The sequence below is a fragment of the Sulfitobacter sediminivivens genome, from assembly GCF_042611115.2.
GTDB lineage: Bacteria > Pseudomonadota > Alphaproteobacteria > Rhodobacterales > Rhodobacteraceae > Sulfitobacter > Sulfitobacter sediminivivens.
The window spans coordinates 79,047-104,574 of the sequence record NZ_JBHGAR020000012.1; the positions used below are offsets into that span (position 1 = coordinate 79,047).

The following is a 25,528-nucleotide window of genomic DNA, read 5'->3' on the forward strand; positions in this document are numbered from 1 at the left end:
GCCAGTTAGATCACGCACAAACCCGCAACCGGGCGTCTCGTAGGCGCCAAACTGACGAGGAGCCCTTGAATGGCCCAGATTTCTCTCACCCTTCCCGATGGCAACGCCCGATCTTATGAGGCCGGTATCACCGCTGGTGAAGTGGCATCTGACATTTCAACATCGTTGGGCAAGAAAGCCATTTCAGCCACTGTAAACGGCGCACATTATGACCTTGCCTGGCCCATAGATGCGGATGCCAGCATCGCCATTCATACCATGGCGGATGAGGTTCAGGCCAACGAATTGGTGCGACACGATCTGGCGCATATCATGGCCCGCGCGGTGCAGGAAATCTGGCCCGACACCAAGGTGACAATTGGCCCGGTGATCAAGGACGGCTGGTATTATGACTTTGACCGGGCAGAGCCCTTTACCCCCGAGGACCTTGGGTCGATCGAAAAAAAGATGAAGGAAATCATCAACAAACGCGATGCCGTCCGCACCGAAGTGTGGGACCGCGCGCGCGCGATCAAGCATTACCAAGAGAACGGTGAGCCTTACAAAGTCGAACTGATCGACGCGATCCCCGGCGATGAGCCGTTGCGCATGTATTGGCACGGCGACTGGCAGGATCTGTGCCGCGGTCCGCATTTGCAGCATACCGGTCAGGTGCCGGGTGACGCGTTCAAACTGATGTCCATCGCCGGTGCCTATTGGCGCGGCGACAGTGACCGCGCGATGCTGCAGCGCATTTATGGCGTGGCCTTTACCGGCAAGGAAAAGCTGAAGGCGCATCTGAACATGCTCGAAGAGGCCGCCAAACGCGACCACCGCAAACTGGGCCGCGAGATGAACCTCTTTCACATGCAGGAAGAAGCCCCTGGTCAGGTGTTCTGGCATCCGAATGGCTGGTCAATCTATACCACCTTGCAGGATTACATGCGTCGCAAACAACGCGACGCCGGCTATGTCGAAGTCAACACACCGCAGGTCGTGGACCGCAAATTGTGGGTCGCCTCCGGGCACTGGGACAAATACCAAGAGCATATGTTTATCGTCGAAGTCGACGAAGAACACGCCCGCGAAAAATCGATCAACGCCCTGAAACCTATGAATTGCCCCTGCCATGTGCAGATCTTCAATCAGGGCCTTAAGTCCTATCGCGACCTGCCTTTGCGCATGGCCGAGTTTGGCTCATGTAATCGGTATGAGCCGTCCGGCGCGCTGCATGGGATCATGCGGGTACGCGGGTTTACGCAGGACGATGGGCACATTTTCTGCCGCGAGGATCAGATCGAAGCCGAGTGCGCAGCGTTTATCGACTACCTTGCCAGTGTCTACAAAGACCTTGGTTTTGAAAATTTCGAGATCATGTTTGCCACCCGGCCGGAAAAACGTGTCGGGTCTGAAGAAAGTTGGGATCATGTCGAGAAGGCGCTGGAAAGCGCAATCAAAGCCACTGGCCACCCCTATACTCTGGATGCAGGCGAAGGCGCATTTTATGGTCCAAAGCTGGATTTCAAGCTTACCGACGCCATTGGCCGCGAGTGGCAATGCGGTACATTTCAGGTCGATCCCAACCTGCCCGAGCGGCTCGGCGCACAATTTGTCGGCGAAGATGGAGCCAAGCACCGCCCCTATATGCTGCACCGAGCCTGCTTGGGGTCCTTCGAACGCTTCATCGGCATCCTGATCGAAAACTCTGCGGGCAAACTGCCCTTCTGGCTCGCCCCGCGTCAGGTCGTTGTGGCGTCGATCACCTCAGAGGCGGATGAGTATGTTCTCGAAGTGGTCGAAACCCTGAAAGCCGCAGGCGTGCGGGCGGAAGCCGACATGCGCAACGAAAAGATCAACTACAAGGTCCGCGAACATTCAGTCGGCAAAGTGCCGGTGATCCTGGCCGTCGGGGGCCGTGAGGTCGAGGAAAAAACTGTATCAGTCAGACGGTTGGGCGAAAAACAGACCTCAGTTCAGGCTTTGGCGGACGTGGCTGCCGCCCTGAAAGCAGAGGCAACGCCGCCTGATCTGCGCTGATCACGACTGTAACAATTCTCGCGAGGGGCGGCCAATGTGCCGCCCTTCATATTGCGACTGTAACAATTTGGACGGGTTTTCGGCAGCCACATTGCAGATTTCGGCATTAAAACAGCAGTTACCTAACAGGATCGTGAAACACTGGCACGTGAATGGTGTTAAGATGCGTGCAATGTTTAATATGAGCCATCACACTTGAAGCAAACCAAACAAAGGAAATGAGCCATGTCCACGCCACTGAAAACATTCGCGATCGCCGGTGCAGTTGCTGCCGCTTTGACAGCGCACACAACGACAACCGCAGACGCAGCGTCAAAAGAGAAGTGCTATGGCGTGTCACTTGCAGGTGCAAATGATTGTGCCGCAGGCCCTGGCACAACATGCGCAGGTACGTCTGTGACCGACTATCAGGGCAATGCCTGGACACTTGTTGACGCAGGCACATGCGAAAGCATTGAATTGCCACAGATGGCTAACGGCGAGGACCGCAAAGGTTCGCTCGAACCACTGGAGCGCGATCTGCCGGCATAATCCTGTCAGCATGACAATAAGTTGTCTCGGGCGGTTTCTGTTGCCCGAGACCTCAACTCGCCACCCCTCAAAGACCGGAGGATAAAAGATGCGCGATAGTCCTCCTCGCTTTGATGTTTTGCCAAATGCGCCCGGCGTTGGCTACAAACCCCAACATTTCAATGAACTGCTCGCTGATCCCGGCCCCGTCGAATGGATCGAAGTGCATGCGGAAAATTATATGGGCGACGGTGGCCGCCCCTTGGCCCAGCTGCGCGCATTGTCGGAACGCTTTGCGATTTCTGTCCACGGCGTTGGCCTGTCAATTGGTGGTGAAACACCTCTGGACCGTGATCATCTCGCCCGGCTCAAACATCTGTGTGACTGGCTGAATCCAGCAAGTTTTTCTGAACATCTGGCGTGGTCCACTCATGGGTCAGAATTTCTGAACGACCTGCTTCCCCTGCCCTATACTCAAGCAACCCTTGACCGCGTGGCAGATCATATTGACGAGGTGCAACAGGTTGTCGGACGGCAAATGCTGCTTGAAAACCCGTCCAGCTATCTGGTTTTTGCTGAATCGAACTTGTCTGAAAGCGACTTTTTAGCGCAAGTTACCCGGCGAACAGGGTGCGGTCTCTTGCTGGATGTCAACAATGTCTTCATTTCCTCCACAAATCTCGGATTGAGCCCTCAAGCCTATATCGATGCCTATCCAACCGACCAGGTGGGCGAGGTTCATGTTGGGGGTCACGATGCAGATCATGATGATGCGGGCGCGCCTTTGCTGATCGACAGCCACGGCAAACCGGTGGTCGAACCGGTCTGGACCCTGCTGGATTATGCGCTGGCACAGACCGGCTCAAAACCCGTTCTTGTGGAATGGGACAATGATGTTCCAGATTGGCCAACCTTGCGCGATGAAGCCATACGCGCGGCCGTTGCGTTGACCGCATGACAACCCAATCCGAATTCCGCGCGGCTCTTTTGGATCCCAACTGCCCAGTGCCAGATGGTTTGCTGGACGGACATCATGCCCCAGCTGGCCGACGCTATTCAGTCTATCGCAACAACGTGACAACGTCCCTAATTGAGGCGATGAAAACCGCATTCCCATTGGTGCGCAAACTTATCGGCCCCCAAAATTTCGACAGCTTTGTCCCGATGTTCGTCCGCGCCCATCCGCCATCTTCCCCTTTGATGATGTTTTATGGAGCCGAGTTTCCGGCCTTTATCTCCGATTTCACCCCTCTGGCGCACATTGGCTATCTCAGCGATGCCGCGCGTCTGGATTTGGCGATGCGCACCTCTTACCACGCCGCAGATGCCGATGCCTTTGACCCAGAGCGCCTGCAGAATCTGGACGAAGCCACCTTGCTGCAGGCCCGGTTTGTGCTTGCCCCCGCTACGCAAATTCTCCGATCTTCTTGGCCCCTGCATGATATTTGGCGGTACAATTTCGAAGCTAACGCCCCAAAACCAAAGGCAATAGCGCAGGACGTCATGATCACCCGCATTGACTTTGACCCCACACCACATCCGCTGCCAGACGGCGCTGCAGTATGGTTAGAGCATTTGGGCGCAGGCCAAACTCTGGCCGCCGCTATTGAGGCCACTTTGGCTGCAACCACCGAATTTGATTTCGCTGCCAGCCTGACCCTTGCCTTGGGCACACAGGCTTTTACGGATATGATTTTGAAGGAAACAACATGACTGCATTGCTATCGATCTACAACAATCTGACCAATCGCCTGGCCGCAGCAGATTGGATGGTCCCTACACTCGCGCGCTTTGTCTTTGCCGCTGTCCTGCTGGTCTATTTCCTGAATTCCGGTATGACAAAATTAGGCGATGGCATATCCGGCCTCTGGACCCCGTCTACCGGTGCCTATGCTCAGATCTTTCCCCGCGCGTTCGAAGCTGTGGGATACGACAGCGATGCACTGTCGTTCTTTCATCAGTTGGTAGTTGTGGCAGGGACATGGGCAGAATTCATATTGCCGACCCTCATCGTTCTGGGGCTTCTGACCCGTCTCGCGGCCTTGGGGATGATTGGTTTCACCATCGTACAATCCTTGACCGATGTGTATGGCCATGGTCAGGAAAGCGCGCTGGGGGCTTGGTTTGATCGCTTTTCAGACGCAGCCATTCTGGATCAACGCGCGCTCTGGATACTCTTGCTGTTTGTGTTGGTGATCAAAGGGGCCGGCCCGGTTTCCTTTGACAGAGCGCTGCAGCCCCGCACGTCTTGATGTGGAGCCACGATATTAAAGCAAAGCTTTAATATCATCCCGTACTTCATTGCTCCAAGACAGAAAAAGAGATTTATCCACAGCAATCAAAGGGCGCTTCATCAGTGCAGGATGGGCACGGATCAGTGCGCGTGGCTCTTGTTGCCGTTCAGCCTCATCAAGTCCCCGCCAAGTGGTTGACCGCGTGTTCAAAAGTGCGGGCCCAAATTGCGCCAAAGCACGATCCAGCACATCTTCGGGCAGGCTATTTTCGCGGACATCCACCAGTTGCGCGCCTGGAAACTCTTTGAAGGCCTTGCGGCATGTGTCGCAGTTCTTCAAGCCATATATCTGCACGGTATCTGCCTCATTTTTCAGCGCCCCTTGATATTACTGGAAAGAGTTTCACAGTTATCCTTGATTTTTCAACCGACCAAACAATCTTTTCTTACAAGGGGCGCTAACCTGGTTTTTGACCTGCGCTCCTGCCCGCACAACGTGGGGACGTGAAAGACAAAGGAGGCGACTAGACTATGCCAACTGGTACTGTGAAGTGGTTCAACACAACAAAGGGATACGGGTTTATTGCCCCTGAAGGGGGCGGAAAAGACGTGTTTGTCCATATCTCAGCGATCGAAAGGTCCGGATTGACGGGTTTGGCGGACGATCAAAAGGTCAGTTTCGAAATGATTGAGGGGCGGGATGGCCGCGAGATGGCGGCTGATATCACGTTGATCTAAATGAACTTTCCGGGCCTCAACCGCCACCTGTAGAGGCCGGAACACACCACTGAATGTGACGCGTTTCTGACCTATGTCAGACGCGCGGGGAGTTGCGCATATCCATGAAACCGGATGCGCCCGCCGCCTTTGCGACCGGGCTGGATACGGTAATCGGGGAAGCGGCGCAGGAAATGCTGCAATGCAATGCGGCCTTCCATGCGGGCCAGTGTCAGACCGACGCAAACATGCGGGCCACCGGCGAAAGCCAGATGGCGGTTCGGATGACGGCTGATGTCAAATTTCGCTGGGTTTTCAAACACATCCGGGTCCCGATTGGCGGCACCAATGCAAAGATGCAGATTGGTGCCTGCGGGTATTTCAACGTCGCCAATCACCACTTCAGCTGTCGTTTCGCGGTTGCCGAACTGGTTGGGGGAACGAAAGCGCAAAACCTCTTCAACGGCTTTGTCGATCAGCGTTGGATCAGCGCTAAGGCTTTCTTTTTGTTCGGGAAAGTCATGCAAAAGCGCAAGGCCGGAGCCAATGAGGTTGGTGGTCGTCTCGTGCCCTGCATTCAGGATAAATATGCAGTTGTGGATCAGCTCGCTTTCCGACAATTGGCCTGTGTCATCGCCATGGATCAGACGGGTCAACACGTCGGTTTCGGGGTCGCCGGGGTGGGCTTTGCGCCGGGCGATGAGGTCTTGCAGGTAGATCGTGAATTCGTGCACCGCCGCATGGCCGCGGACAAGCTGTTCGGCACTCAGGGTCGGCTCCAACGCGCCGAGAATGGCGAGGCTCCAATCGCGCAGGGGGCCGCGTTCATCCAGCGGCACATCGAGCAGATTGCCGATGATCTGGATTGGGATAACGCTGGCGAAATCTTCGATTAAGTCTGCGTTTTCAGGGAGTTGATCGAGCAGGTGATCAACCACGTCGATCAATCCCGGCTCCATCCGCGCCAGCGCCTTGGGGGTCAACGCGCTGGTCATGATGCGCCGCACGCGGGTGTGCAGGGGCGGATCGTTGAAAACCAGAGAGGTCGTGTGATGCTCGAAAAGCGGGGTGTCTTTGCCGAATTTTGGGGCAAAAGCGGCGCGTTTATCAGAGATATAGAGGGTGGTGTCGCGGTAGATCGCGTTGAGATCAGCGTGCTTGCAGATCAGCACAGAGCCATCGGGCTGCGGCAAAACGGGGGTGTCGCGCAGCAGGCGGTCGTAATGCGGGAACGGGTCATCGGTGAAGCCGTCGGGGGGATTGGCGAGGGTGAACATTTGGGGAGTTTGGGCGGAATTTCCGCCAAGTCAATCGCCCCACTCCCGACTCAGAGGTTAAGCCATAAAAACAACGGTTTTTGAGGCGCTGTATCTGAACGGCATCACGTCGGTATTGCGTCGGTGCGTGTGTCGGTTTGGGGGCGGGTTAACGGCGCGTGCGTTGGCTTGGTAGGGTGGGTGCAACCCACGGGGGCGGGCGCGTGGGTTGCACCCACCCTACGCTTGCTTTGAAACGCCGTATCTTTAGGAAAAGATCGCAGTCAAAAAATCCACAGCCCGGCCAATAGTCTCTTCAAATTTTACCGTAATGAACGAAGCAATCGCGAGTCCCAATATGCCCAAAATAACGGACATATAGCGATTTACTATTCTTGTGACCTTGGAAACTCTCTTTTCATCGAGCAATATAAATGCGTTAGGAACAAATTTATCAAACGACAACTTAACGAAAACCATGATAATCACCAAAGAAAATACATAGAAAAACCTGTCCGGTGTATTTTGGATAGACGGTGCGAAAGCGATCAGTGAAGTAAATATCAGGCCATTGATAATAGATCCTAGATAATCGAAGTGGAAAAATCTCGGCAGCTCATAGGGCATGAGTTGCCGCTTCGCTCTTTCCGCAGCACCTATTGCCCAATTTTCGTCAAAACTCTGGGCCTGAACAAAGTTTGTGCTTGGGCCTATTTCAATCTCCAACTGCCGCAAAAAACCATCACCTTCACGCCTATTAGCGACAATTCTGACAAAGTCGGTTGAACCGAATGACTCTGTGCTTTTCTCGAAAAGTGATAGCAACTTAGCAGATTGACTTTCCAACCCGGTTATAACCAGCACATCCTCTCCCGGAAATTCCATGGCAATAAATTTACCGAGGTTAACGATACCTTCCTTGTCTAAGTGCAAAATTCCCACTTTGCGTCTGCTGGTGTAAAGCTGCTCATCTCGCCAAGTCGCATTCATAACCTACCCAATAACCCTCTCAAACTCCCGCCATTCCCCCTTACTCATCCCGCTATTCTCCTGTGTCACCGTTTCCCCCTTCAGCATCCGGCGCACACACTCCAACGCCCGCCCAGACATCGTCGCACCACCCAACCGATAATCCTCAAAAGCCCCATAGGCCGCTGGCACCCAATCGGCTACAACGGAGCAGATCGCATCGGCATAGACGCGGATTTCGTATTGGGCGTGGGCGTCGGCGCGCAGGCGCAGGAAGTGGAAGAGGTTGTGCAAATCGACCTTCCAATACCACTGCGTATAAATATTCGAGGGCAGGTTCATGCGGGCGAGTTCGCGGGCCAGACCGTCCTGGGCCTCGCCGTCGGGGCCTTCAGTGCCGATCATCGCTTCGTAGTTGTCATAGCAGCGATTGCTGTCGGATTTCAGGATTTCCAGCACCCGCGCGGCCTCGGCCCCTTCCAGCACGCCACCGCGGCCCTGATTGTTGACCACGGATTGCGCATTCACATGTTCGGGCGCGGGGATGTAGAATTCGCGGTCCAAAATCGAATAGCGGGCGGAGTATTCGTTGACGTTGGCGGTGCGGTGGCGGATCCACTGGCGCGCGACAAAGACGGGCAGTTTGACGTGCAGTTTGATCTCGCACATCTCGAACGGGGTCGAATGCCAGTGGCGCATCAGATAGCGGATCAGCCCTTCGTCGTTTTGCACCGATTTAGTGCCTTTGCCGTAGGACACGCGCGCCGCCTGACAGATCGCGGCATCATCGCCCATATAGTCGATGACGCGGACAAAACCGTGGTCAAGCACGGGCAGCGCTTTGTAAAGGTGCTGTTCCATGCCTTCGCTAACCGCGCGCAAAGTGGGCTGTGGCGTGGCGCGCTGTGCGTCGATTTCGGCTTGCTGGTCTGGAGAAAGGGGCATGGCGGGCGTCCTTGAAAGGTGGTTTTGGGGTCCGGGATTCGGCTTGCACTATATCTGCGCAAAATCCGCTGCGGAACCGCCATATGCGGTATTGCGGCCCGGATCGGCTTTTTGGAGATATTTACTCGGTTTGGCGTGGGTTTTTTCGCTTTGTGTGGCGGTTGGCGGTCTCGGACAATCCACTTGATGGGTTTGGTCGCGCCCGACGGCGAAAACCTTCCTCTTTGCGTGCTGACCGTTTGTTGATTTTGACACTTCCGGTTTCGCCTCTAAATTGACGAGGCAAGCGAGTCAGACGAATTCACGTCACGCGCTTTGAAACACGCAGTTTGGGGGTAAACATCGGGAACCAACCCGTGTTCTAGTCTCAGGCGACCATGAGGAACAAAGGAATACATATGCCAATCAAATATCTGCACACAATGGTGCGTGTTAAAGACCTTGAAAAATCTATCAAGTTTTACGAAATGCTTGGCCTGAAAGAACGCCGCCGGATGGATAACGAGGGGGGGCGGTTCACGCTGGTGTTCCTGTGTCCGCCCGGACAGGATGACGGCCATGCCGATGTTGAGCTGACCTATAATTGGGACGGGGATGATGGTTTGCCCAGCGATGGCCGCCACTTTGGCCACCTCGCCTATACGGTCGAGAATATCTATGAGATGTGCCAGACGCTGATGGACAACGGTGTGACCATCAACCGTCCGCCGCGCGATGGGCATATGGCGTTTGTGCGGTCGCCTGACAACATCTCGATCGAATTGCTTCAGGAAGGTGACCGGCTGGCCCCTGCGGAACCCTGGGCGAGCATGGAAAACACAGGTCATTGGTAAAACTCGGCGCGCCCGCTGCGGTGCTGGCCCTTGGGCTGGCATCAGCGGTGGGTGCTGCGGAGTGTCGGCTGGCACTGGCTTTGGCAATCGATGTGTCCAGCTCTGTTGATGCTGATGAAGATCGGTTGCAGCGCGGTGGTCTGGCCGCGGCACTAATTGCGCCAGAAGTAGAGGCGGCATTTTTCGCTGCCGATCAACCTGTGGCACTGGCAATTTACGAATGGTCCGGGCGCTATAATCAAGAAATTCTGATTGACTGGACATTGATCGACAGCCGTCTTGCCCTGCTGGAAGCGGCGGAAACCATCGCAAGGAGCACCCGCAGCCACAATGATTTCCCCACTGCCATGGGATATGCGCTTGGGTATGGTGCCAACCTTTTGGCACGGGCACCCGCCTGTCTGACCAAGACCATCGACATGGCGGGTGACGGGCAAAACAACGAAGGGTTTGAACCGAATGTCGCTTACCGTGAATTTCCCTTTGCTGGTGTGACGGTCAATGGGCTGGTCGTGAACGCCGCCGATTTTGAAGGCGAAGTGGGGCTGATTGCCTATTACCAATCACAGGTTTTGCATGGGCGGGGGGCCTTTATGGTCATTGCAAATGATTTCGAAGACTATGAACGCGCCATGCGTATCAAGCTTGAACGCGAACTGACGCCCCCAGCCTTGGGTGCCCTGCCCCAGATGCCGGAACATGCGGGATGATCCGGGCGGTGGGTCTCATTCTGGCTTTGGCAATGCCTTCGATCACGCATGCGATGGAGTGCCGACAGGCGCTGGCCCTGGGGCTGGATGTTTCAGGTTCTGTTGATGCGCGCGAATACAGGTTGCAACTGAGCGGCGTTGGCAGCGCGCTTGACGCCCCTGAGGTGCGAGAGAAATTGCTGTCGATGCCCACCGCACCCGTGATGCTTATGATCTATGAATGGAGCGGCCCGAACGATCAGGCCATTGTCTTGCCCTGGATGCGGATTGACACGCACGCCAGCATCGACACCATCATAGAAACCCTGCGCCAGACCCAGCGGCGTGACGCCACGCCCGGCACCGCATTGGGTGTCGCGATGCAGGTGGGTCAGGTGTTTCTTGCCCAGCGTCCAGACTGCTGGAAACATACCCTGGACATTTCCGGGGATGGGAAATCAAACCTTGGCCCGCGCCCCCGTGATGTGCGCGACCAGATCGAGGCGAGTGGCATCACGGTCAATGGTTTGGTGATCGGCATTGATGACCCGGACATCGGAGACATCAGGCAAGCCGAGATTGGCGAACTGTCGTCCTATTTCCGGGCCGAAGTTATTGTCGGCCCAGAGGCATTCGTGCACACCGCCATCGGGTTCAATGATTATGCCCGGGCCATGACACAAAAACTGCTGCGCGAACTGGAAAGTCTGGTCTTTTCACAGATGACGACAGATCCCGCCCCGGCCACTCAGTAGATATAGCGGATCTGATCGGTCCAATACCTTTCCATCCGTTTCAGCGAGGTGGTGATATCTGCGATCCCTTCATGGCCAAGCATGCCTTTGTTTTCCAACCCTTCAGCATGACGGGAAAACAGGTTTGACACCACATCACGAACATGGCGGCCCTTTTCGGTGAGACGCACGCGAACCGACCTGCGGTCAATCTCGCAACGCTGGTGGTGCATATAGCCCATCTCGACCAGTTTTTTCAGATTATAGCTGACATTGCTGCCCTGATAATATCCACGGCTTTTCAATTCGCCGGCGGTCACTTCGTTGTCACCAATGTTGAACAGCAAAAGTGCCTGAACCGCGTTGATCTCCAACACGTTTACCCGTTCAAATTCATCTTTGATGACGTCCAGTAACAACCGATGCAGGCGTTCGACCAACGACAGCGCCTCCAGATATCCGACCATGAAACCCTTGTCGTTCATGGTTGGGACAAAGGGTTCTTGAATGCTCATTCTCTTACTCTCCGACTCGTTTGACTGAGCCAGAAAGTGGAGAATAAAACAGAATATTTCGTTAAACCCGAATGATCAGCCGCCGGGCTGTGCGATATGGTCCTGAATGTCGGCAATCAAAGCCCCATAAGGTTCAGGCACGGCGACCTGTCCAGTGACCCACTGATAGAGATCGTGATCGTTCTCATTGAGCATCGCATCATAGAGCGTCAGGTGCGCATCATCCATCTGGTCCAGCCGCGCTGAGGCAAAGGCTGACAGGATCAAATCCATCTCTTTGATGCCGCGGCGAATGGACCGCATATAAAGCCGCTTCACCCGGTGATGAGTGGTCTCAGGCATCGGTGGCTTCCATCAGGAGACGCCGCATCCGGTCCTCAAGACGTCCCAGGCTTTGCGCATTTTTCAACATCTCTGCCCGCAACACACGCATTTCATTGAGCGTTTCGCGTAAATCGGTTGACAGGGATGGCGCGTCATTGGGGCTTGCGATGCCGTCGCCTTCGCCGTTGATCAACCACATCATTGATACACTTAGCAACCCAGCCAGTTGCGACAACCGGTTCGAGCGCGGTTCTGACAGATCGTCTTCCCAGTCGCGAATCGTTGAGGCCCGCACCCCCATCCGTTTGGCCAGAGCCGCCTGCGTCATGCCTGAATTTTCACGCGCCGCAGCGACGCGGTCGCCAAAGGTGGCCACATCAGGCCCGTACCAGTCTAAACCATCTTCCATTTCATCGTCTCCTGCCTGACACCGAACGAGCTTGAACGGCGCGGGGGTGACCCCTATGAGTATAGGCCAACACATAGCCAACCTGAGGTCGAAATGGAACTGCTGTCTGCAACACTTGCCCGCGTCAAACCGTCCCCAACCATTGCTGTGACCACAAAAGCGGCCGAACTGAAGGCGGCAGGGCGTGACATCATCGGCCTGGGTGCCGGTGAGCCGGATTTCGACACACCTCAGAACATCAAGGATGCAGCCGTGGCCGCGATTGCCGCAGGCAAGACCAAATACACCGCCGTTGACGGAATTGCAGAGCTCAAGCAGGCGATCTGCGCCAAATTCAAGCGCGACAACGGGCTGGACTACAAACCCTCACAGGTCAGCGTCGGCACCGGTGGCAAGCAGATCCTTTTCAACGCGTTGATGGCGACGATGAACCCCGGCGAAGAAGTGGTGATCCCCGCCCCCTATTGGGTAAGCTATCCCGATATGGTGCTGTTGGCCGGTGGCACGCCCGTCATCGCGCCCGCCACCCTTGAGGACAATTTCAAACTGACGCCCGCTGCGTTGGAAGCAGCCATCACCCCCAAGACCAAATGGTTTATCTTCAACTCACCCTCAAATCCGACCGGTGCCGGCTATTCGCGTGATGAGCTCAAAGCCTTGACGGACGTGTTGATGCGTCACCCGCATGTCTGGGTGATGTCAGACGATATGTACGAGCATCTTGCCTATGACGGGTTCGAATTCTGCACCCCGGCCGAGGTGGAACCGGCCCTTTATGAGCGCACCTTGACCACCAATGGCGTGTCCAAGGCCTATGCCATGACCGGCTGGCGCATCGGCTATGCGGCGGGTCCGGAAAAGCTGATCTCGGCGATGCGCAAGATCCAGTCACAATCCACCTCTAACCCCTGCACAATATCGCAGTGGGCCGCGGTGGAGGCGTTGAACGGCACACAGGATTACATTTCTGAGAACAACAAGATGTTCGTGCGCCGCCGCAATCTGGTGGTCAAGATGCTGAGCGAGATCGACGGCATCACCTGCCCAACGCCCGAGGGTGCGTTTTATGTGTATCCGTCCATCGCGGGGCTGATCGGCAAGACCACTGCGGCTGGCACCAGGATCACCAACGATGAAGAGTTTGCAACCGCATTGCTGGAAGAAACCGGCGTCGCCGTCGTTTTCGGCGCGGCATTCGGACTTTCGCCAAACTTCCGGGTCAGCTACGCTACTTCAGATGATGCTTTGAAAGAGGCGTGCACGCGCATTCAGAAGTTCTGTGCAAAGTTGACCTAACAGGGGTGGACCATGGCGGGCGAGTTACCGGAGTACTATTTCAGGGTTCGTGAAAATGGGGCCGCCGTTTTTCGCGTTGACACCGAAAACCGCCAGCGGCGGATCGAGATGGACCAGATCGCAATGGTCAACATCCGCAACGGCGAGATCAAGCCGCAAGGTGACCGCACCCTGTCGGATGAGGACCGCACCACCATTGATGCCTGGATGCAGGAGCGATTGCAGGTCCTCGCCCGCCGCGACATCGACGACATCTACCGCGCGGTTGATTATTTGAACCTGACGACCCAATGGGTGCAGTCCAAAGCCACGGATGAACAGCTGGAGGCGGTCACCGACAGCCTTCTGCTCGCCATGCACGACCTGCGCAGCACGCTGGTGCGCAAGAAAGCAGATCGGCTGCTCAAAGGGTAGCACTATGGCGTCAACCGCTTGAAAGCGCAGGTGAGCAATGCTGCTGAAACCACGCAACCTTACACTTATCGCCGTGATCGCTGCGTCAATCTATGTGATCGTATCGCCCAAGGAACGACAGATGAATGTCTTTCTGACCGGCTACAGCTATTGGGACAACACGCCGCGCGCGTCAGCCGCCATTGCGCGGCCCGTCATCCACGCTCAGGCAGCGGGCATCGGCACCTTCGAAGACCCCATCACACTGGCCGTGGGCCATTCGATCTATTTCGGCAGGTCGTTCATGGATTTTCCGACCGGGACACGGTTCTATTTTCCGCTGTTGCGCAAATATGCGATCGTCGAGGACCTGTGCGGCGATGGGCGCACGCCGCAAAATGGCCCCTGCCACATTGGTTACGAGGGCCATCCATGGCTTGATATCTATGTTGATGGCAGTGAGGCAGGCAATCAAACCGCGAACGACTGCATGGCGGACATCACCGGTGTTCAGCCTGCCATTGTGAACCCCAAGCGACGGTACCGCGTGCACTCAGGGCCGATCACCGAAGGCGGTTGTCAGGTTTTCTGATCTGCGATTTCGTTTGCCTCTGTGCGCGTCTTGTCCCGGCCCAGAGCTTTGATCGTCACGCCCCAGAATCGCGCGTTCAGCAACACGGCTGCGACCCCCAGCCCGATCACCAGACCGCCCCAGACGCCGATACCGCCAAAGCCCAGCACAAAGCCCAGCAGATAGGAACAGGGCACGCCGATACCCCAATAGCTGATTGCGGCCAGCACCATCGGCACCTTGGTGTCCTGCACCCCGCGCAGCAGGCCCAAAGCGATCACCTGCGCCCCATCGACCAGTTGAAATAGCGCCGCCATCGCCAGCAGGCCAACCCCAACCGCCATGATATCAACCCGCGCCGGTTCATCGCGTTGCATGAAAAGCGAAATCAAAGGCTCTGGCCAGATGACAAACCCTATGATCGTCAACGCGGCAAAGCTCAGCGACATCGCCAACGCAATCACCGCCCCCCGCGCCATATGCGGTTTGTCGCGGCGGCCATAGGCGTTGCCTGCCCGAATGGTGGCGACGTTGCTGATGCCGAGATGCACCATGAAAGTCAGCGAGGCGAGCTGCATCACGATCCCATGCGCGGCCAGCGGGATCGTTCCCAGCCACCCCATCATCACCGCGGATGCGGCAAACAGGCCCACTTCGCTCAACAGCGTCACACCAATGGGCAGGCCCAGCCGGAACACCTTGGCCAGCATCGACCGGTCGCCGCGCCACAGGCGCACAAACAGCCCGTGCTGCGGCATGACCCAGACCACATAGATCACCACCCCCGCGAGCGACACAAACTGCGTGATGACAGAGGCAATGGCCGCCCCCACCGCACCCAGTTCAGGCGCGCCCCAGTTGCCGAAAATCAGCGCGTAATTGGCCAACCCGTTCACAAGAGCTGCCAAAAGCGTGATCCACAGTACCACCTGCGTCCGTTCCAGCGCCGCCAGATAAGACTTCAGCACCATGACAAAAAGTGCGGGCAAAATGCCCCAGCCCGCGACCGCCAGATAGCGCCCTGCCAGTGCCGCTGTATCCTCGCTTTGGCCCAGCAACCGCAGGATCGTTTCGGCCCAGATCATCATGGGCAGCGCCACAATGCCAAAGGCCAGCGACCACCAAAGGCCCATGCGGGTGGCACGGCGGATGCCGACTTCATCGCCCTCGGCCGCATAGGAGGCAACCATCGGCATCACCGCCAGCGCAAACCCCGAGCCAAAGATGAAGAGGACAAAGAAATAGGTACTGGCCAACGTGACAGCGGCCAAGGCCTCGACCGAATACCAGCCCAACATCACGGTATCCGTGACCCCGATTGCCATCTGACCCAGATGCCCGCCGACCAGAGGCAAACCCAAAGTCAGGATCGCACGGACATGTCCGCCATATGTCATCTGTTGTTGCATCATTCTGCCTTACGCCCGGCTGCGGCAGAGGGAAAGAGGGGGGATGCGAATTTATTCTTCCGGTTCAGACCCGGCCCAAATGGGTATCGCGAAAGCCGCTTGGGTATTTCAGCCCATAGCCCAGTGCGCGATCCATCCCGATATGCGCGCCCCAGATCAGCGCCATCAACAGTGCAATCCTGCCATCGGTCAATGCGCCGATCCCGGCCAACATGAGCGGGCCGAGATAGCTGTGCCCAAGGTTATAAACCGCAGCGCCTATGCGCGGCCCCGCCAGATACCCCAGCATCACAATGTCCGGGACCAGCAAAAGTGCCGCAAACACCGCCCAGAATCCGCCCAATTGCCCGTAAAGCACCATAGAGACCAGGGCGACCCCAGCCCCTTCTGATTGCAATGCAATGCGTATGGGTGAGACGGCAGCGAAACGGCGCAGCAATATCTGATGTTGGGTCATGGCGATGTCCTTTGTTGTGGATCACCCTCTGCGTCGCACATCCGGCACCTGAAACAAATTGTCAAAAAATGGGCAGTCAGCTAACATATTTTGATGAGCAACATCTTGCGATCTATTGATCATATTCCGGCGTTTCATGCGGTCATGACCCATGGCAGCCTCAGCGCCGCGGCGCGGGCGTTGCGCATGGCGCAACCCACCGTGCGCCGTCATATCGAGGCATTGGAGGCTGACCTCAACACCCAGCTTTTCAGCCGTGCGGCCAATGGGTTGACCCCAACCGCACTGGCATGGAAGCTGCTGCCGATGGCGCAGTCCGTTCTGGAAGAGGCCGCCGCATTGCACAGGACCGCGTCGGCACAAAGCGGCGCACTGGCAGGGGTTGTCAGGCTGACCAGCAGCCGCATTGTCGCGACACATGTCCTGCCGACCGCGCTGAAACAGATCACCGCTGAGGCCCCGCGCATCAAGTTCGAAATCGCCGCAACGGATGTGGCGGAAAATCTGGCACGGCGCGCGGCGGACATTGCTATCCGGTTTACGCAGCCCACCCAACAGGCGCTGATTGCCGTGGCCCTGCCCGCCGTTGAGGTTGGGCTGTTTACTGCCCCCGGCACCCCGCCTGTTGCGGATGTGGAGGCGCTGAGTAAAGCGCCTTTTGTCGCAGATGATCGCGAAAATCTGATCTTGCCTGCGCTGGCGGCGGCGGGCCTGCCATCGCTGCACAATATCGCCGTACGCTGCGATGATCCGCTGGCCCAGATCGCGCATCTTCAGGCCGGCATGGGGGTGGGCCTCTGTCAGGTGAAATTGGCGGAACGTTTTGGCCTTGTCCGGGTCTTGCCCGAGGTGCGCCACGACATGCCCGCATGGCTGGTAGTGCATGAGGATCAATCACGGATCGCCCGCATCCGGTTTGTGTTTGATGCCCTTAAATCCGCGTTGCCGTTGTTGATGTAACCCGCTTGCCGCGCCGGGTCTTGCCGGGCAATGTTTGCGGACCCCAATCAGACTGGAAAACCCCTTGTCTCATGAAAACCGCATTGACCTGATTCGGCCGGACGCGCCGACCCTGGCCCGGCGCGGACCCTGTGCCGTCGGTGTGCAAACCCATGTGCTGGACTTGCCGCCGGTCGCAGACCTTGGCCCCAGACGCCTTACTGTTGAGATGTGGTATCCAGCGGTAGAGGGCACCATAGCGGGCACATGCTATGATACCTTGCTGCGCGATGGCGTAACCGCGGTGCGCTATGCCGGATCCGCCTGTCGCGGGGCGGCCCCGGCCCAAGGCCCAAGCGCGCCCTTTGTCGTGTTGTCGCATGGCTATCCGGGCAATCGCTATCTGATGTCCCACCTTGCGGAAAGCCTTGCCGCCAAGGGCTATGTGGTTGCGGCACCGGATCACGCGGGCAGCACTTATGACGATCAGCAAGACTTTGGCATGACGTTGTTGCACCGGCCTTTGGACCAGCGCGGTCTGATTGACGCAGTGTCGCACATGGGCGGTCCCGTGGCAGCACTGGCCGACACAGCCAACACAGCCGTTATCGGGTATTCCATGGGCGGATACGGCGCAGTGGTGTTGGGCTGCGCGGGTTTGAGCGCGGCTGCCCTGACCTATAAAGGAGCACCCCCAGACGGGGCGCTGGCCCGCCACATTGCGGGCAGTGCCACACATGACGCCCTGTTTGACCCAAGGCTCAAGGCAATCGTGCCAATCGGGCCGTGGGGGAATGCGTCGGGAATGTGGGATGCGGCGGGGTTGGCAGGCCTGCGCGTGCCGATGCTGTTGATTGCGGGAACCAAGGACGAGGTGTCAGACTATGGTGCCATGCAGCGTATTTTTGCGGGTGCAACGCAGGTCGAGCGGCACATGCTGAGTTTTACCCATGCAGGCCACAACGCCGCAGCCCCGGTGCCCGCGCCGCACGAAAGCTGGGTCCATTCGGATACACTGGGCTGGGCCCCCTTTGCCCATTACGCAGACCCGGTTTGGGACACTTGCCGGATGAACAACATCGCCCAGCATTTTGTAGCAGCATTTCTGGCGCGTCACCTGAAGGGCGAACAGGCGGCGGGCGCATTTCTCAACGGAAGAGACTGGCCGGGATTTGCACCGCAGACAGCACGTGGCTTGACGTTGGAACATCTACCAGCCGGGGGCATTCTAACGGGCGCTTAATGGTGACCCCAATCATCCGGGTCATCCGAATTGCCCGGGCTCAACCCGATGATGTCGCCCTTGGTCGAACACCCCAGCCCCAGCACGGTGCGGTTGGCATAGGCGAAATAGGCCACCACCTGATTGATCTCAAGGATTTCGCCATCATCCCACCCCGCATCGCGCAGCCCTGTGACGTCGCCTTCGATCATGCCCGCCGGTGACACGGTCAGTTTGCGCGCATAGATCATCGCCGCCTGTTGTGCCCCATCCAATGGTGTCTGAGCCACCTGCCCTGCCTCAATCGCCGCCCGAATGGCATCGGCGCGCGCATCGTCGCGCAACAATCGTTTCATCCCGGCAAAGTGATGTTCGACACAATAGCCGCAGGAATTCAGCGCAGAGACCCAAACCCCCAGCACTTCAAGAAACCATTTGGGAATTGTGTTGTCGCGGTGGTGCAGCACATATTTGTAAACCGCCATGTGCCCCTCCATCGTGTGGGGCCGCAACGAATGCATCATCATGATGTTATCCACATTGTTGCCGGGGCCGGTCACGCGGGCATAGAGATCCTTGAGCTTGCCGGTGGCCGCCTCAAAAGCAATGGTCTTGATCCAGGGCATGGGAGGTTCCTTTGTCTTTTTGAGGAGTGTGAGGAGATTGCGCGACGACCACAAGGCGGGTTTCGCACCTTTCCGAGATCGAAAAGCTGTGGATTAAGCAATCAACGCGATTGCCCCCGGCACGCTGCCCTGTCAAAATACGGCCAACAATAAGAAAGAGCAGCCCCATGTCCGATCTTCTTTCAGGCCAGAAGCCCAGCGAATACGATGCCTCCTCCATTCAGGTGTTGGAGGATATGGAGCATGTCCGCCTGCGCCCCGGCATGTACATCGGTGGCAAGGATGACCGCGCGCTGCATCACATGGTGGCAGAGATCATCGACAACTCGATGGACGAGGCGGTTGCGGGGCATGCCACGTGGATCGAACTGGAACTGCACGAGAACGGCCATGTCACCGTGCGCGACAACGGGCGCGGCATCCCCACCGATCCGCACCCCAAGGACCCCAGCAAATCGGCGTTGGAGATAATTTTCTGCACGCTGAACGCGGGCGGCAAGTTTTCGGGGGATTCTTATGAAACCTCCGGTGGCCTGCACGGGGTCGGCTCATCCGTGGTCAACGCCCTGTCTGATCATCTGCGGGTCGAGGTGGCGCGCAACCGCGAGCTTTATGCGATGGAATTCTCGCGCGGGCTTCCACAAGGACCGCTTGAGAAAATCGGGGCTGCCCCCAATCGGCGCGGCACAGCGGTAACTTTCCATCCTGACCCTGAAATCTTTGGTGCCCTGAAACTCAAACCTGCACGCCTGTTCGCGATGGCGCGGTCCAAGGCCTATCTGTTTTCCGGCGTCGAAATCCGCTGGAAAACGACACAGACGGATGGCGATACCCCGCAAGAAGCCACGTTTCATTTTCCAGGTGGGTTGTCCGATTATCTGAATGAAACACTTGGCGGGTCGACCACCTATGCCGATGCGCCATTTGCGGGTACGGTCGATTTCAAGGACAAGTTCAACACCCCCGGCAAGGTCGAATGGGCGATCAACTGGACGCCCTCGCGCGATGGCTTTATCCAGTCCTATTGCAACACGATCCCCACGCCCGAAGGCGGCACCCATGAGGCCGGGTTCTGGGCCGCGATCCTCAAGGGCATCAAGGCCTACGGCGAGTTGTCGAGCAACCGCAAGGCCGCAACCATCACCCGCGAGGACCTGATCACCGGCGGTTGCGCGCTAGTGTCCTGCTTTATCCGCGAGCCGGAATTCGTGGGCCAGACCAAGGACCGTCTGGCCACCGTCGAGGCACAGCGCATGGTCGAAAACGCGGTGCGCGACCACTTTGACAACTGGCTGGCGGCGGATACCAAATCCGCCGGGGCCATCCTTGATTTTCTGGTGCTGCGCGCCGAAGAGCGCCTGCGCCGCCGTCAGGAAAAGGAAACCGCCCGCAAGACTGCCACCAAGAAACTGCGACTGCCCGGCAAGCTGACCGATTGCACCAGCAAATCGCGCGAAGGCACCGAATTGTTCATCGTCGAGGGCGACTCGGCGGGTGGTTCTGGCAAGGGCGCGCGCAACCGGGTCAATCAGGCGCTGCTGCCGCTGAAGGGCAAGATTTTGAACGTGCTGGGGGCGGCGTCAGGCAAGCTGAACACCAACGCCGAAATCAGCGATCTGTGCGAGGCACTGGGCGTGGGCATGGGGTCCAAATTTGTGCTCGACGATCTGCGCTATGACAAGATCATCATCATGACGGATGCGGATGTCGACGGCGCGCACATCGCATCGCTGTTGATGACGTTCTTTTTCACCCAGATGCGCCCGATGATTGACGCCGGGCACCTGTATCTGGCCTGCCCGCCGCTGTTTCGTCTGACCCAAGGGCCGAAGCGGGTCTATTGCCTTGATGAAGCAGAGAAAAACATGTGGCTTGAGAAAGGTCTGGGCGGGCGTGGCAAGATTGATGTCAGCCGTTTTAAAGGTCTGGGTGAGATGGACGCGAAGGACCTCAAAGAGACCACGATGGACCCGACCACCCGCAAGCTGATCCGGGTGACCGTGCAGGAAGATATGCCGGGCCAAACCAGCGATCTGGTCGAGCGCCTGATGGGGAAGAAGCCGGAACTGCGCTATCAGTATATTCAGGATAATGCGCAGTTTGTGGAGGAGTTGGATGTTTAGTCTGAATGTTCAGAGGCAAATTCTGTTGGCCTCGCTAATGACATCCACTTTTTCATTTCGTCCAATCTTTCTTGAGTTGGAAGTTCGGTAGCTTCCGCTTCAGTGTGCCCTTCAAAAATCTTCTTTTCGGTCATCCATCCCTGAAATGTATAATACTCTCCGGCCAGTGCTGATCTTCCCGGCAAATTACATCCAGCTTGAACACGGAGAAAATTCCTCAGCTTTTCAATCACCAACTCGAAATTATCCCTATGGAATTCCACATCGACACCCGCCAAGTCAGACAAGCATCGTTTCAATTCGTAGGGCTCCTTTTCAAATATGATGAATTGCTTATCGTTCGTTTCAGTGTCCGGAGCACGCCTCCTGCCCATATCGAGTCCAAGTTCAAAGGGCATATTCATTCTAAATGTCTCACCTGATCTGGAGGATTTCGCCCTACTCAAATCATGAATGGAAAAACGGCAGCAGGAAATAATATCCAGAATTTTTTCAAGCCTGCTTTCTCCACCTTCCAATCGTTCAGATGCAAGCCTCGGCTTCATACCCGCCCGGATTACACAGAAGGTCATTACTTCCAATAGAGGAGCAAAAGATTTGTCAAACGGACAATTGATAAATACACTTCTGTGATAATCTTCACGCGACAAATATTTAGCCTTTAGACTTCACGGGGTCATTTCCATAGGATCTGCGGTCTCGAATTCGACCGTCTTCTCTGTGGATATATAGCTCAGTCTTCTGGATCTTTGCTATTTTTTGAGCTTCTTGGATTGCTTCCTTCTGAGTCGAGTATGTCCTTGTTACTTTGGACGCCCCTGATTTTCGAACTGCCCATTTGCCACCCTTGGGTACAACATGCTGACTTTTAGTTGCCATGAACTAGCTCCCTTCCGGCGTGAGTATATGGTAGATTCAAGGTGTTGAGAACAAACATGCAATCGCATTTCGAGATGAAACGCAAATTTATTCCTCTGCGCGTTCCACCACCTGTCTACGTATCCCACGCGCCTTTGGCGCATAGCCCCTTCCCTTCCCCCATGGGGAAGGGGCTTCAACACGACGATAGTTTGGGACTGCACCAACAGTTTTCCGCTATCTCTTCCCCCCTCACTCCTGCACGGAAATCAAATACGCCACCAAATCAACCACCGGGCGGCTGGTCATGATCGGTTGGCCGGTCTCGGCCTTGATCGCCGTATCGTCACCGTCAAAGTACGGGCCATAGACGGGCATCGGTGATCCGTGACTGACCAGCGGGTCACGGCCGTCGATGCGCATCACCACGCGCGTTATGGGAAACACGCCGTCATTGCGCTGGCTCAGTTGCAAAAGGTTTGGCGGCTGCAAAAGCAGCGCCGGGGACATCGGGCCGTCGCCCGCCAAATCCGCCCCGTGGCAGGTGGCACAGTAATGGGCGTAAATCTCGGCACCTGCATTTACATCCTGGGCGTGGGCCATGCCCTGCATCAGCGCAAAGGCGCTGGCCAATCCGATCAGAGGTTTCATCCGGGGTCTCCTTTTACCATTCACCCTCATATTACGCGGCACGAACCCGGGGCCGCCATGATCTTGATCAATCCGCGCGGTCGCGACATCATGCAGATGCGATGCACCGCCTTACATTTACCGCTTGAACTGTCCGGCATCCCGCGCCTAACTCTTTACCATGGTCCGCGCCCTCCTCATCCTGCTGTTCCTCGCCTCCTGTGGGCGTCCGCTTACCCAGAATGAGCGCGCGTTTATGGCCACCATCCACGGCGAAAGCCTGAACCTTGACCGGGTGCGCCTGCATGAAGGTGCACCCACGCGGGCCGTGACATTCCGGTATAAACCGCGCCCGCGCACCACCTGTCGGGAATTGATTCTGCCACCCGTCACGGATGAGGTGATCACCACCAAACCCGCCGCAGTCGCGCTTTTTAATACCGTGCTTTTTGACGAGGACTGGTATCTGGATGACTATCTTCCCGACTATCCAGACAAGATCGGCCTGATCGCCGCGATGCTGCTTGCCCATGAGATGACCCATGTCTGGCAATGGCAGAACCGGGCGCGCACGGGCTATTCACCCCTGCGCGCGGCGACGGAACACGGCGGCGGCGCTGATCCCTATCTCTTTGATATTGCGAACAATCGCAAATTTCAGGATTTCGGATTTGAGCAGCAGGGGTCGATCGTAGAGGAATTTGTCTGTTGTCGCGCCCTGGCCCCGCAAGCGCCGCGCACCAAGCGTCTGCACAGGTTGATCTCAGGTGTCATGCCGGTGGCACCGCTGCCGCAAAGCCGCGAATTTGATGTGCGGTTGCCATGGAACGGTGTCACGCTGAAACGGATCTGCGGTTAACGCTGAATGTTTTCCAGATAGGCCAGCAAACCGGCCAGCACCCGAGGCGTCGGGGTCAGCACGCCATCGATCTCAATTGGCACCAGATCATCTGCCATCACGCCGCCAAACTCGGGCATCACGCGGGAAAGATGGCTGTCAGCCGGATTTCCGTAGATATAACTGAGCGCGCGGGCAGTTGGGAATGTGCCGCCATTGCCGCGCGCAAGAACCGTCAGATCCGTGGGTTTGGGCGTCAGTCCCGCCACTAATGGCCCATCGCCCCGCCCGGCCCCGCCATGACACGACACGCAGTTTTCGGCAAAGAACGCACGGCCCTCTGGCGCTTCTGGCATGGCCGGAACTGTGCAGGCGATCAGACCCGCAAAGGCCGCTGTGGCTGTTGTGACCAAGATGATGCGGCGCATGGTATTAACCTCGATTTAGGAGCGTAGATGTTGATCCATGCTTGCCCATACCCGCCACCGCGGCCATGATCCAGATCAATTCACGGAACGAGGAAACGCGCACATGGCCCACTATGCCTTCATCATGCTGGTTGCGGGGGTCGGCATCCCTATTCTTGCGGCCCTTAACGCGGCCCTTGGCACCCGCATCGGATCGCCGGCAGCAGCCGCTACAGTATTGTTTGTCATCGCTTTTGCAGCCAGCCTAAGCGTCGCGGTCGTAACCGGGCCACAGGCTTTCGCCCGCTTTGCAGGCACGCCAAAGCACCTGTTTCTGGGCGGGCTTCTGGTGGCGTTCTATGTGCTGTCGATCACCTTTATCGCGCCGCATTTTGGTGTCGGCAACGCGGTGTTCTTTGTGCTGTTGGGACAGTTGATCTCAGCCGCCGCAATTGACCATTTTGGCCTCTTTGGCGCACAGATATCGCCCTTGGGTTTGGCCCGTGCTGGCGGCATTGCCCTGATGGCGGCCGGTGTGTGGCTGACCCAGCAGGTTTAGCGCGCAAACCCCTTGATCTGCGCCCAGACCGCATCTTTGACCTCAACCGGATCGGCCGGCTTCTTGCCCTGCCCCGGCATCCGTGCCCCTGGATCCTGCGCGACAGCAGCTGACAGCTCTGTCAGCCGCGCGGCGAATTCACGTGAGGCAGAGGGGTCGATCAGAATGTAGTATTGCCCCAGATCATGCGGCACCCCTTCGGGTGCCTTCAGCGGTTTGACGTCCTTTGACAGGACCCCGCCTGTCATGCCCGCCGCCAGCAGTTCGGCCATCAGGCCGAAACCCCAGCCTTTGTAACCGCCCACAGACACCAGCGATCCCTTCAAGGCGGCTTCCGGGTCGGTCGTCGGATTGCCACCTTCGTCCAATGCCCAGCCTTCGGGAATAGAGTCCCCCGCCGCCTGGGCCATGGTTATCTTGCCCAAGGCCACTGTGGTGGTTGATTGGTCAAAGAGCATCGCCACACCGCCGTGGCCGTCCGGTACGGCAAATGAGATCGGATTGGTGCCAATCACCCGCGACTTGCCGCCCGGTGCGGCAACAATCGGCGATGCATTGGTGAACCCCAGACCAATCAACCCGGCCCGCGCAATCTGTTCGGTGAAATAGCCCAGCGAGGTGCAGGTATGCGCATGGCCCACGGCCAAGGTCGCTATCCCGGCCTGTCGCGCGGCATCCAGCGCCACGGGCAAGCCATAGGAAAAGGCTGGCTGGGCAAAGCCAAAAAGCGCATCAACATGCACCACGGCTGAGCGCGGCGTGCTGACCACGGGCACGACATCGCCCTTGACGCGGCCCGATTTAAGCTGCTGGCAATAGCTTTCCACATAATAGAGGCCACAAATCTTGTTGCCGACAGATTCGGCGGCTGCCACCGCACGCGCCACCTCGGCTGCCGCAAACGCATCGGCACCATGGGCAACCAATGCGGCCTGAGTTGTCGCTTCTATGTCTTTGAGCGATACCTGCACCATGTCCAAATCCTTTAAACTCTTTGGCCAGAGGGCCGCACTTCAGTGTGATCGAAGGTTGGGCTTGGCGTCAAGCGAT

32 protein-coding genes are annotated in these 25,528 nt (G+C 57.1%); 17 read left to right on the forward strand and 15 right to left on the reverse strand.

What is annotated here, in order from left to right; all coding sequences use genetic code 11:
* Positions 1-69 precede the first annotated feature (69 nt).
* The 5 genes from thrS to ACEWL3_RS13335 all read left to right on the forward strand — a co-directional run bounded on the left by thrS (position 70) and on the right by ACEWL3_RS13335 (position 4,778).
* Entirely contained in the window at positions 70-2,016 is a 1,947-nt protein-coding gene (gene thrS, locus ACEWL3_RS13315; RefSeq protein WP_386181981.1) for a threonine--tRNA ligase, read from the forward strand.
* 225 nt (positions 2,017-2,241) lie between these two features.
* The gene (locus ACEWL3_RS13320) at positions 2,242-2,547 is read left to right on the forward strand and encodes a BufA1 family periplasmic bufferin-type metallophore (RefSeq protein WP_386181979.1); all 306 of its coding nucleotides are present in this window, start codon (positions 2,242-2,244) and stop codon (positions 2,545-2,547) included.
* 88 nt (positions 2,548-2,635) lie between these two features.
* Positions 2,636-3,484 (forward strand): MNIO family bufferin maturase, encoded by an 849-nt coding sequence (gene bufB / locus ACEWL3_RS13325; protein WP_386181977.1) that lies wholly within the window; start codon positions 2,636-2,638, stop codon positions 3,482-3,484.
* On the forward strand, positions 3,481-4,239 hold the full coding sequence (locus ACEWL3_RS13330; protein ID WP_386181975.1) for an HvfC/BufC family peptide modification chaperone: 759 nt from the start codon (positions 3,481-3,483) through the stop codon (positions 4,237-4,239). The genes bufB and ACEWL3_RS13330 overlap by 4 nt, the downstream gene beginning before the upstream one ends.
* Positions 4,236-4,778 carry a DoxX family protein gene (locus ACEWL3_RS13335; protein ID WP_386181973.1) on the forward strand — a complete coding sequence of 181 codons (543 nt, stop codon included), beginning with the start codon at positions 4,236-4,238 and terminating at the stop codon, positions 4,776-4,778. The genes ACEWL3_RS13330 and ACEWL3_RS13335 overlap by 4 nt, the downstream gene beginning before the upstream one ends.
* A gap of 15 nt (positions 4,779-4,793) precedes the next feature.
* Here ACEWL3_RS13335 and ACEWL3_RS13340 read toward each other — a convergent pair whose 3' ends face one another.
* Entirely contained in the window at positions 4,794-5,114 is a 321-nt protein-coding gene (locus tag ACEWL3_RS13340) for an ArsC/Spx/MgsR family protein (protein ID WP_386181971.1), read from the reverse strand.
* 176 nt (positions 5,115-5,290) lie between these two features.
* On the opposite strand from ACEWL3_RS13340, the gene ACEWL3_RS13345 reads away from it, so the two are divergent.
* Entirely contained in the window at positions 5,291-5,497 is a 207-nt protein-coding gene (locus ACEWL3_RS13345; protein ID WP_386181969.1) for a cold-shock protein, read from the forward strand.
* A 71-nt stretch (positions 5,498-5,568) separates the two neighbouring features.
* Here ACEWL3_RS13345 and ACEWL3_RS13350 read toward each other — a convergent pair whose 3' ends face one another.
* The 3 genes from ACEWL3_RS13350 to thyX form a co-directional block, all read right to left on the reverse strand.
* Positions 5,569-6,753: a cytochrome P450 gene (locus ACEWL3_RS13350; protein WP_386181967.1), complete on the reverse strand. Its 1,185-nt coding sequence runs from the start codon at positions 6,751-6,753 to the stop codon at positions 5,569-5,571.
* Between the two features lie 246 nt (positions 6,754-6,999).
* A complete protein-coding gene (locus ACEWL3_RS13355) occupies positions 7,000-7,722 on the reverse strand; it encodes a hypothetical protein (RefSeq protein ID WP_386181965.1) in 723 nt (240 codons plus the stop codon).
* A 3-nt stretch (positions 7,723-7,725) separates the two neighbouring features.
* Positions 7,726-8,646 (reverse strand): FAD-dependent thymidylate synthase, encoded by a 921-nt coding sequence (gene thyX / locus ACEWL3_RS13360; protein ID WP_386181963.1) that lies wholly within the window; start codon positions 8,644-8,646, stop codon positions 7,726-7,728.
* 398 nt (positions 8,647-9,044) lie between these two features.
* Here thyX and ACEWL3_RS13365 point away from each other — a divergent pair, with 398 nt between their 5' ends.
* From ACEWL3_RS13365 to ACEWL3_RS13375, 3 genes are read left to right on the forward strand one after another with little or no spacing between them, the layout of a single operon-like run.
* Complete coding sequence (locus ACEWL3_RS13365; protein ID WP_114879241.1) at positions 9,045-9,479, forward strand: VOC family protein; 435 nt, start codon at positions 9,045-9,047, stop codon at positions 9,477-9,479.
* Positions 9,473-10,189 (forward strand): DUF1194 domain-containing protein, encoded by a 717-nt coding sequence (locus ACEWL3_RS13370; protein ID WP_386181960.1) that lies wholly within the window; start codon positions 9,473-9,475, stop codon positions 10,187-10,189. Before ACEWL3_RS13365 ends, ACEWL3_RS13370 begins: the two co-directional genes overlap by 7 nt.
* Positions 10,186-10,923: a DUF1194 domain-containing protein gene (locus ACEWL3_RS13375; protein ID WP_386181958.1), complete on the forward strand. Its 738-nt coding sequence runs from the start codon at positions 10,186-10,188 to the stop codon at positions 10,921-10,923. The genes ACEWL3_RS13370 and ACEWL3_RS13375 overlap by 4 nt, the downstream gene beginning before the upstream one ends.
* Here the strand turns inward: ACEWL3_RS13375 and ACEWL3_RS13380 are convergent.
* From ACEWL3_RS13380 to ACEWL3_RS13390, 3 genes are all read right to left on the reverse strand, one after another.
* On the reverse strand, positions 10,917-11,417 hold the full coding sequence (locus tag ACEWL3_RS13380) for a MarR family winged helix-turn-helix transcriptional regulator (protein WP_386181956.1): 501 nt from the start codon (positions 11,415-11,417) through the stop codon (positions 10,917-10,919). The two genes, ACEWL3_RS13375 and ACEWL3_RS13380, sit on opposite strands and share 7 nt — an antisense overlap.
* Before the next feature lie 75 nt (positions 11,418-11,492).
* Positions 11,493-11,759 carry a succinate dehydrogenase assembly factor 2 gene (locus tag ACEWL3_RS13385; RefSeq protein WP_386181954.1) on the reverse strand — a complete coding sequence of 89 codons (267 nt, stop codon included), beginning with the start codon at positions 11,757-11,759 and terminating at the stop codon, positions 11,493-11,495.
* Positions 11,752-12,150, reverse strand: a complete 399-nt coding sequence (locus tag ACEWL3_RS13390; protein WP_386181952.1) for a helix-turn-helix domain-containing protein — start codon at positions 12,148-12,150, stop codon at positions 11,752-11,754. Before ACEWL3_RS13390 ends, ACEWL3_RS13385 begins: the two co-directional genes overlap by 8 nt.
* Before the next feature lie 93 nt (positions 12,151-12,243).
* Here ACEWL3_RS13390 and ACEWL3_RS13395 point away from each other — a divergent pair, with 93 nt between their 5' ends.
* Genes ACEWL3_RS13395 through ACEWL3_RS13405 form a run of 3 tightly spaced genes read left to right on the forward strand, consistent with a single transcriptional unit; the run spans position 12,244 to position 14,431 of the window.
* A complete protein-coding gene (locus ACEWL3_RS13395; RefSeq protein ID WP_386181950.1) occupies positions 12,244-13,446 on the forward strand; it encodes a pyridoxal phosphate-dependent aminotransferase in 1,203 nt (400 codons plus the stop codon).
* Positions 13,447-13,458: 12 nt separating this feature from the next.
* Positions 13,459-13,860: a hypothetical protein gene (locus tag ACEWL3_RS13400; protein WP_386181948.1), complete on the forward strand. Its 402-nt coding sequence runs from the start codon at positions 13,459-13,461 to the stop codon at positions 13,858-13,860.
* Between the two features lie 37 nt (positions 13,861-13,897).
* On the forward strand, positions 13,898-14,431 hold the full coding sequence (locus tag ACEWL3_RS13405; RefSeq protein ID WP_386181945.1) for a hypothetical protein: 534 nt from the start codon (positions 13,898-13,900) through the stop codon (positions 14,429-14,431).
* On the opposite strand, the gene ACEWL3_RS13410 is transcribed toward ACEWL3_RS13405, so the two are convergent.
* Positions 14,419-15,819 (reverse strand): MATE family efflux transporter, encoded by a 1,401-nt coding sequence (locus ACEWL3_RS13410; RefSeq protein ID WP_386182123.1) that lies wholly within the window; start codon positions 15,817-15,819, stop codon positions 14,419-14,421. The genes ACEWL3_RS13405 and ACEWL3_RS13410 overlap by 13 nt on opposite strands.
* A 64-nt stretch (positions 15,820-15,883) precedes the next feature.
* Entirely contained in the window at positions 15,884-16,276 is a 393-nt protein-coding gene (locus tag ACEWL3_RS13415; RefSeq protein ID WP_386181942.1) for a DUF4260 domain-containing protein, read from the reverse strand.
* Between the two features lie 93 nt (positions 16,277-16,369).
* On the opposite strand from ACEWL3_RS13415, the gene ACEWL3_RS13420 reads away from it, so the two are divergent.
* On the forward strand, positions 16,370-17,236 hold the full coding sequence (locus ACEWL3_RS13420; protein ID WP_386181939.1) for a LysR family transcriptional regulator: 867 nt from the start codon (positions 16,370-16,372) through the stop codon (positions 17,234-17,236).
* A 64-nt stretch (positions 17,237-17,300) separates the two neighbouring features.
* Complete coding sequence (locus ACEWL3_RS13425; RefSeq protein ID WP_386181936.1) at positions 17,301-18,458, forward strand: alpha/beta hydrolase family protein; 1,158 nt, start codon at positions 17,301-17,303, stop codon at positions 18,456-18,458.
* On the opposite strand, the gene ACEWL3_RS13430 is transcribed toward ACEWL3_RS13425, so the two are convergent.
* A complete protein-coding gene (locus ACEWL3_RS13430; protein ID WP_386181933.1) occupies positions 18,455-19,063 on the reverse strand; it encodes a carboxymuconolactone decarboxylase family protein in 609 nt (202 codons plus the stop codon). The genes ACEWL3_RS13425 and ACEWL3_RS13430 overlap by 4 nt on opposite strands.
* Before the next feature lie 167 nt (positions 19,064-19,230).
* On the opposite strand from ACEWL3_RS13430, the gene ACEWL3_RS13435 reads away from it, so the two are divergent.
* On the forward strand, positions 19,231-21,186 hold the full coding sequence (locus ACEWL3_RS13435) for a DNA gyrase/topoisomerase IV subunit B (RefSeq protein WP_386181930.1): 1,956 nt from the start codon (positions 19,231-19,233) through the stop codon (positions 21,184-21,186).
* On the opposite strand, the gene ACEWL3_RS13440 is transcribed toward ACEWL3_RS13435, so the two are convergent.
* From ACEWL3_RS13440 to ACEWL3_RS13450, 3 genes are all read right to left on the reverse strand, one after another.
* Positions 21,183-21,836 (reverse strand): hypothetical protein, encoded by a 654-nt coding sequence (locus ACEWL3_RS13440; RefSeq protein ID WP_386181927.1) that lies wholly within the window; start codon positions 21,834-21,836, stop codon positions 21,183-21,185. The two genes, ACEWL3_RS13435 and ACEWL3_RS13440, sit on opposite strands and share 4 nt — an antisense overlap.
* 4 nt (positions 21,837-21,840) lie before the next feature.
* On the reverse strand, positions 21,841-22,065 hold the full coding sequence (locus ACEWL3_RS13445; protein ID WP_386181924.1) for a DUF2188 domain-containing protein: 225 nt from the start codon (positions 22,063-22,065) through the stop codon (positions 21,841-21,843).
* A 231-nt stretch (positions 22,066-22,296) separates the two neighbouring features.
* On the reverse strand, positions 22,297-22,695 hold the full coding sequence (locus ACEWL3_RS13450; protein ID WP_386181921.1) for a c-type cytochrome: 399 nt from the start codon (positions 22,693-22,695) through the stop codon (positions 22,297-22,299).
* Between the two features lie 160 nt (positions 22,696-22,855).
* On the opposite strand from ACEWL3_RS13450, the gene ACEWL3_RS13455 reads away from it, so the two are divergent.
* Positions 22,856-23,533: a hypothetical protein gene (locus ACEWL3_RS13455; protein WP_386181918.1), complete on the forward strand. Its 678-nt coding sequence runs from the start codon at positions 22,856-22,858 to the stop codon at positions 23,531-23,533.
* On the opposite strand, the gene ACEWL3_RS13460 is transcribed toward ACEWL3_RS13455, so the two are convergent.
* Positions 23,530-23,940: a c-type cytochrome gene (locus ACEWL3_RS13460; RefSeq protein ID WP_386181915.1), complete on the reverse strand. Its 411-nt coding sequence runs from the start codon at positions 23,938-23,940 to the stop codon at positions 23,530-23,532. The genes ACEWL3_RS13455 and ACEWL3_RS13460 overlap by 4 nt on opposite strands.
* Before the next feature lie 103 nt (positions 23,941-24,043).
* Between ACEWL3_RS13460 and ACEWL3_RS13465 the strand changes: the two genes are divergently transcribed.
* Positions 24,044-24,478: a DMT family transporter gene (locus tag ACEWL3_RS13465; protein WP_386181912.1), complete on the forward strand. Its 435-nt coding sequence runs from the start codon at positions 24,044-24,046 to the stop codon at positions 24,476-24,478.
* Here the strand turns inward: ACEWL3_RS13465 and ACEWL3_RS13470 are convergent.
* Complete coding sequence (locus ACEWL3_RS13470) at positions 24,475-25,452, reverse strand: Ldh family oxidoreductase (RefSeq protein ID WP_386181909.1); 978 nt, start codon at positions 25,450-25,452, stop codon at positions 24,475-24,477. The two genes, ACEWL3_RS13465 and ACEWL3_RS13470, sit on opposite strands and share 4 nt — an antisense overlap.
* Between the last annotated feature and the right edge of the window lie 76 nt (positions 25,453-25,528).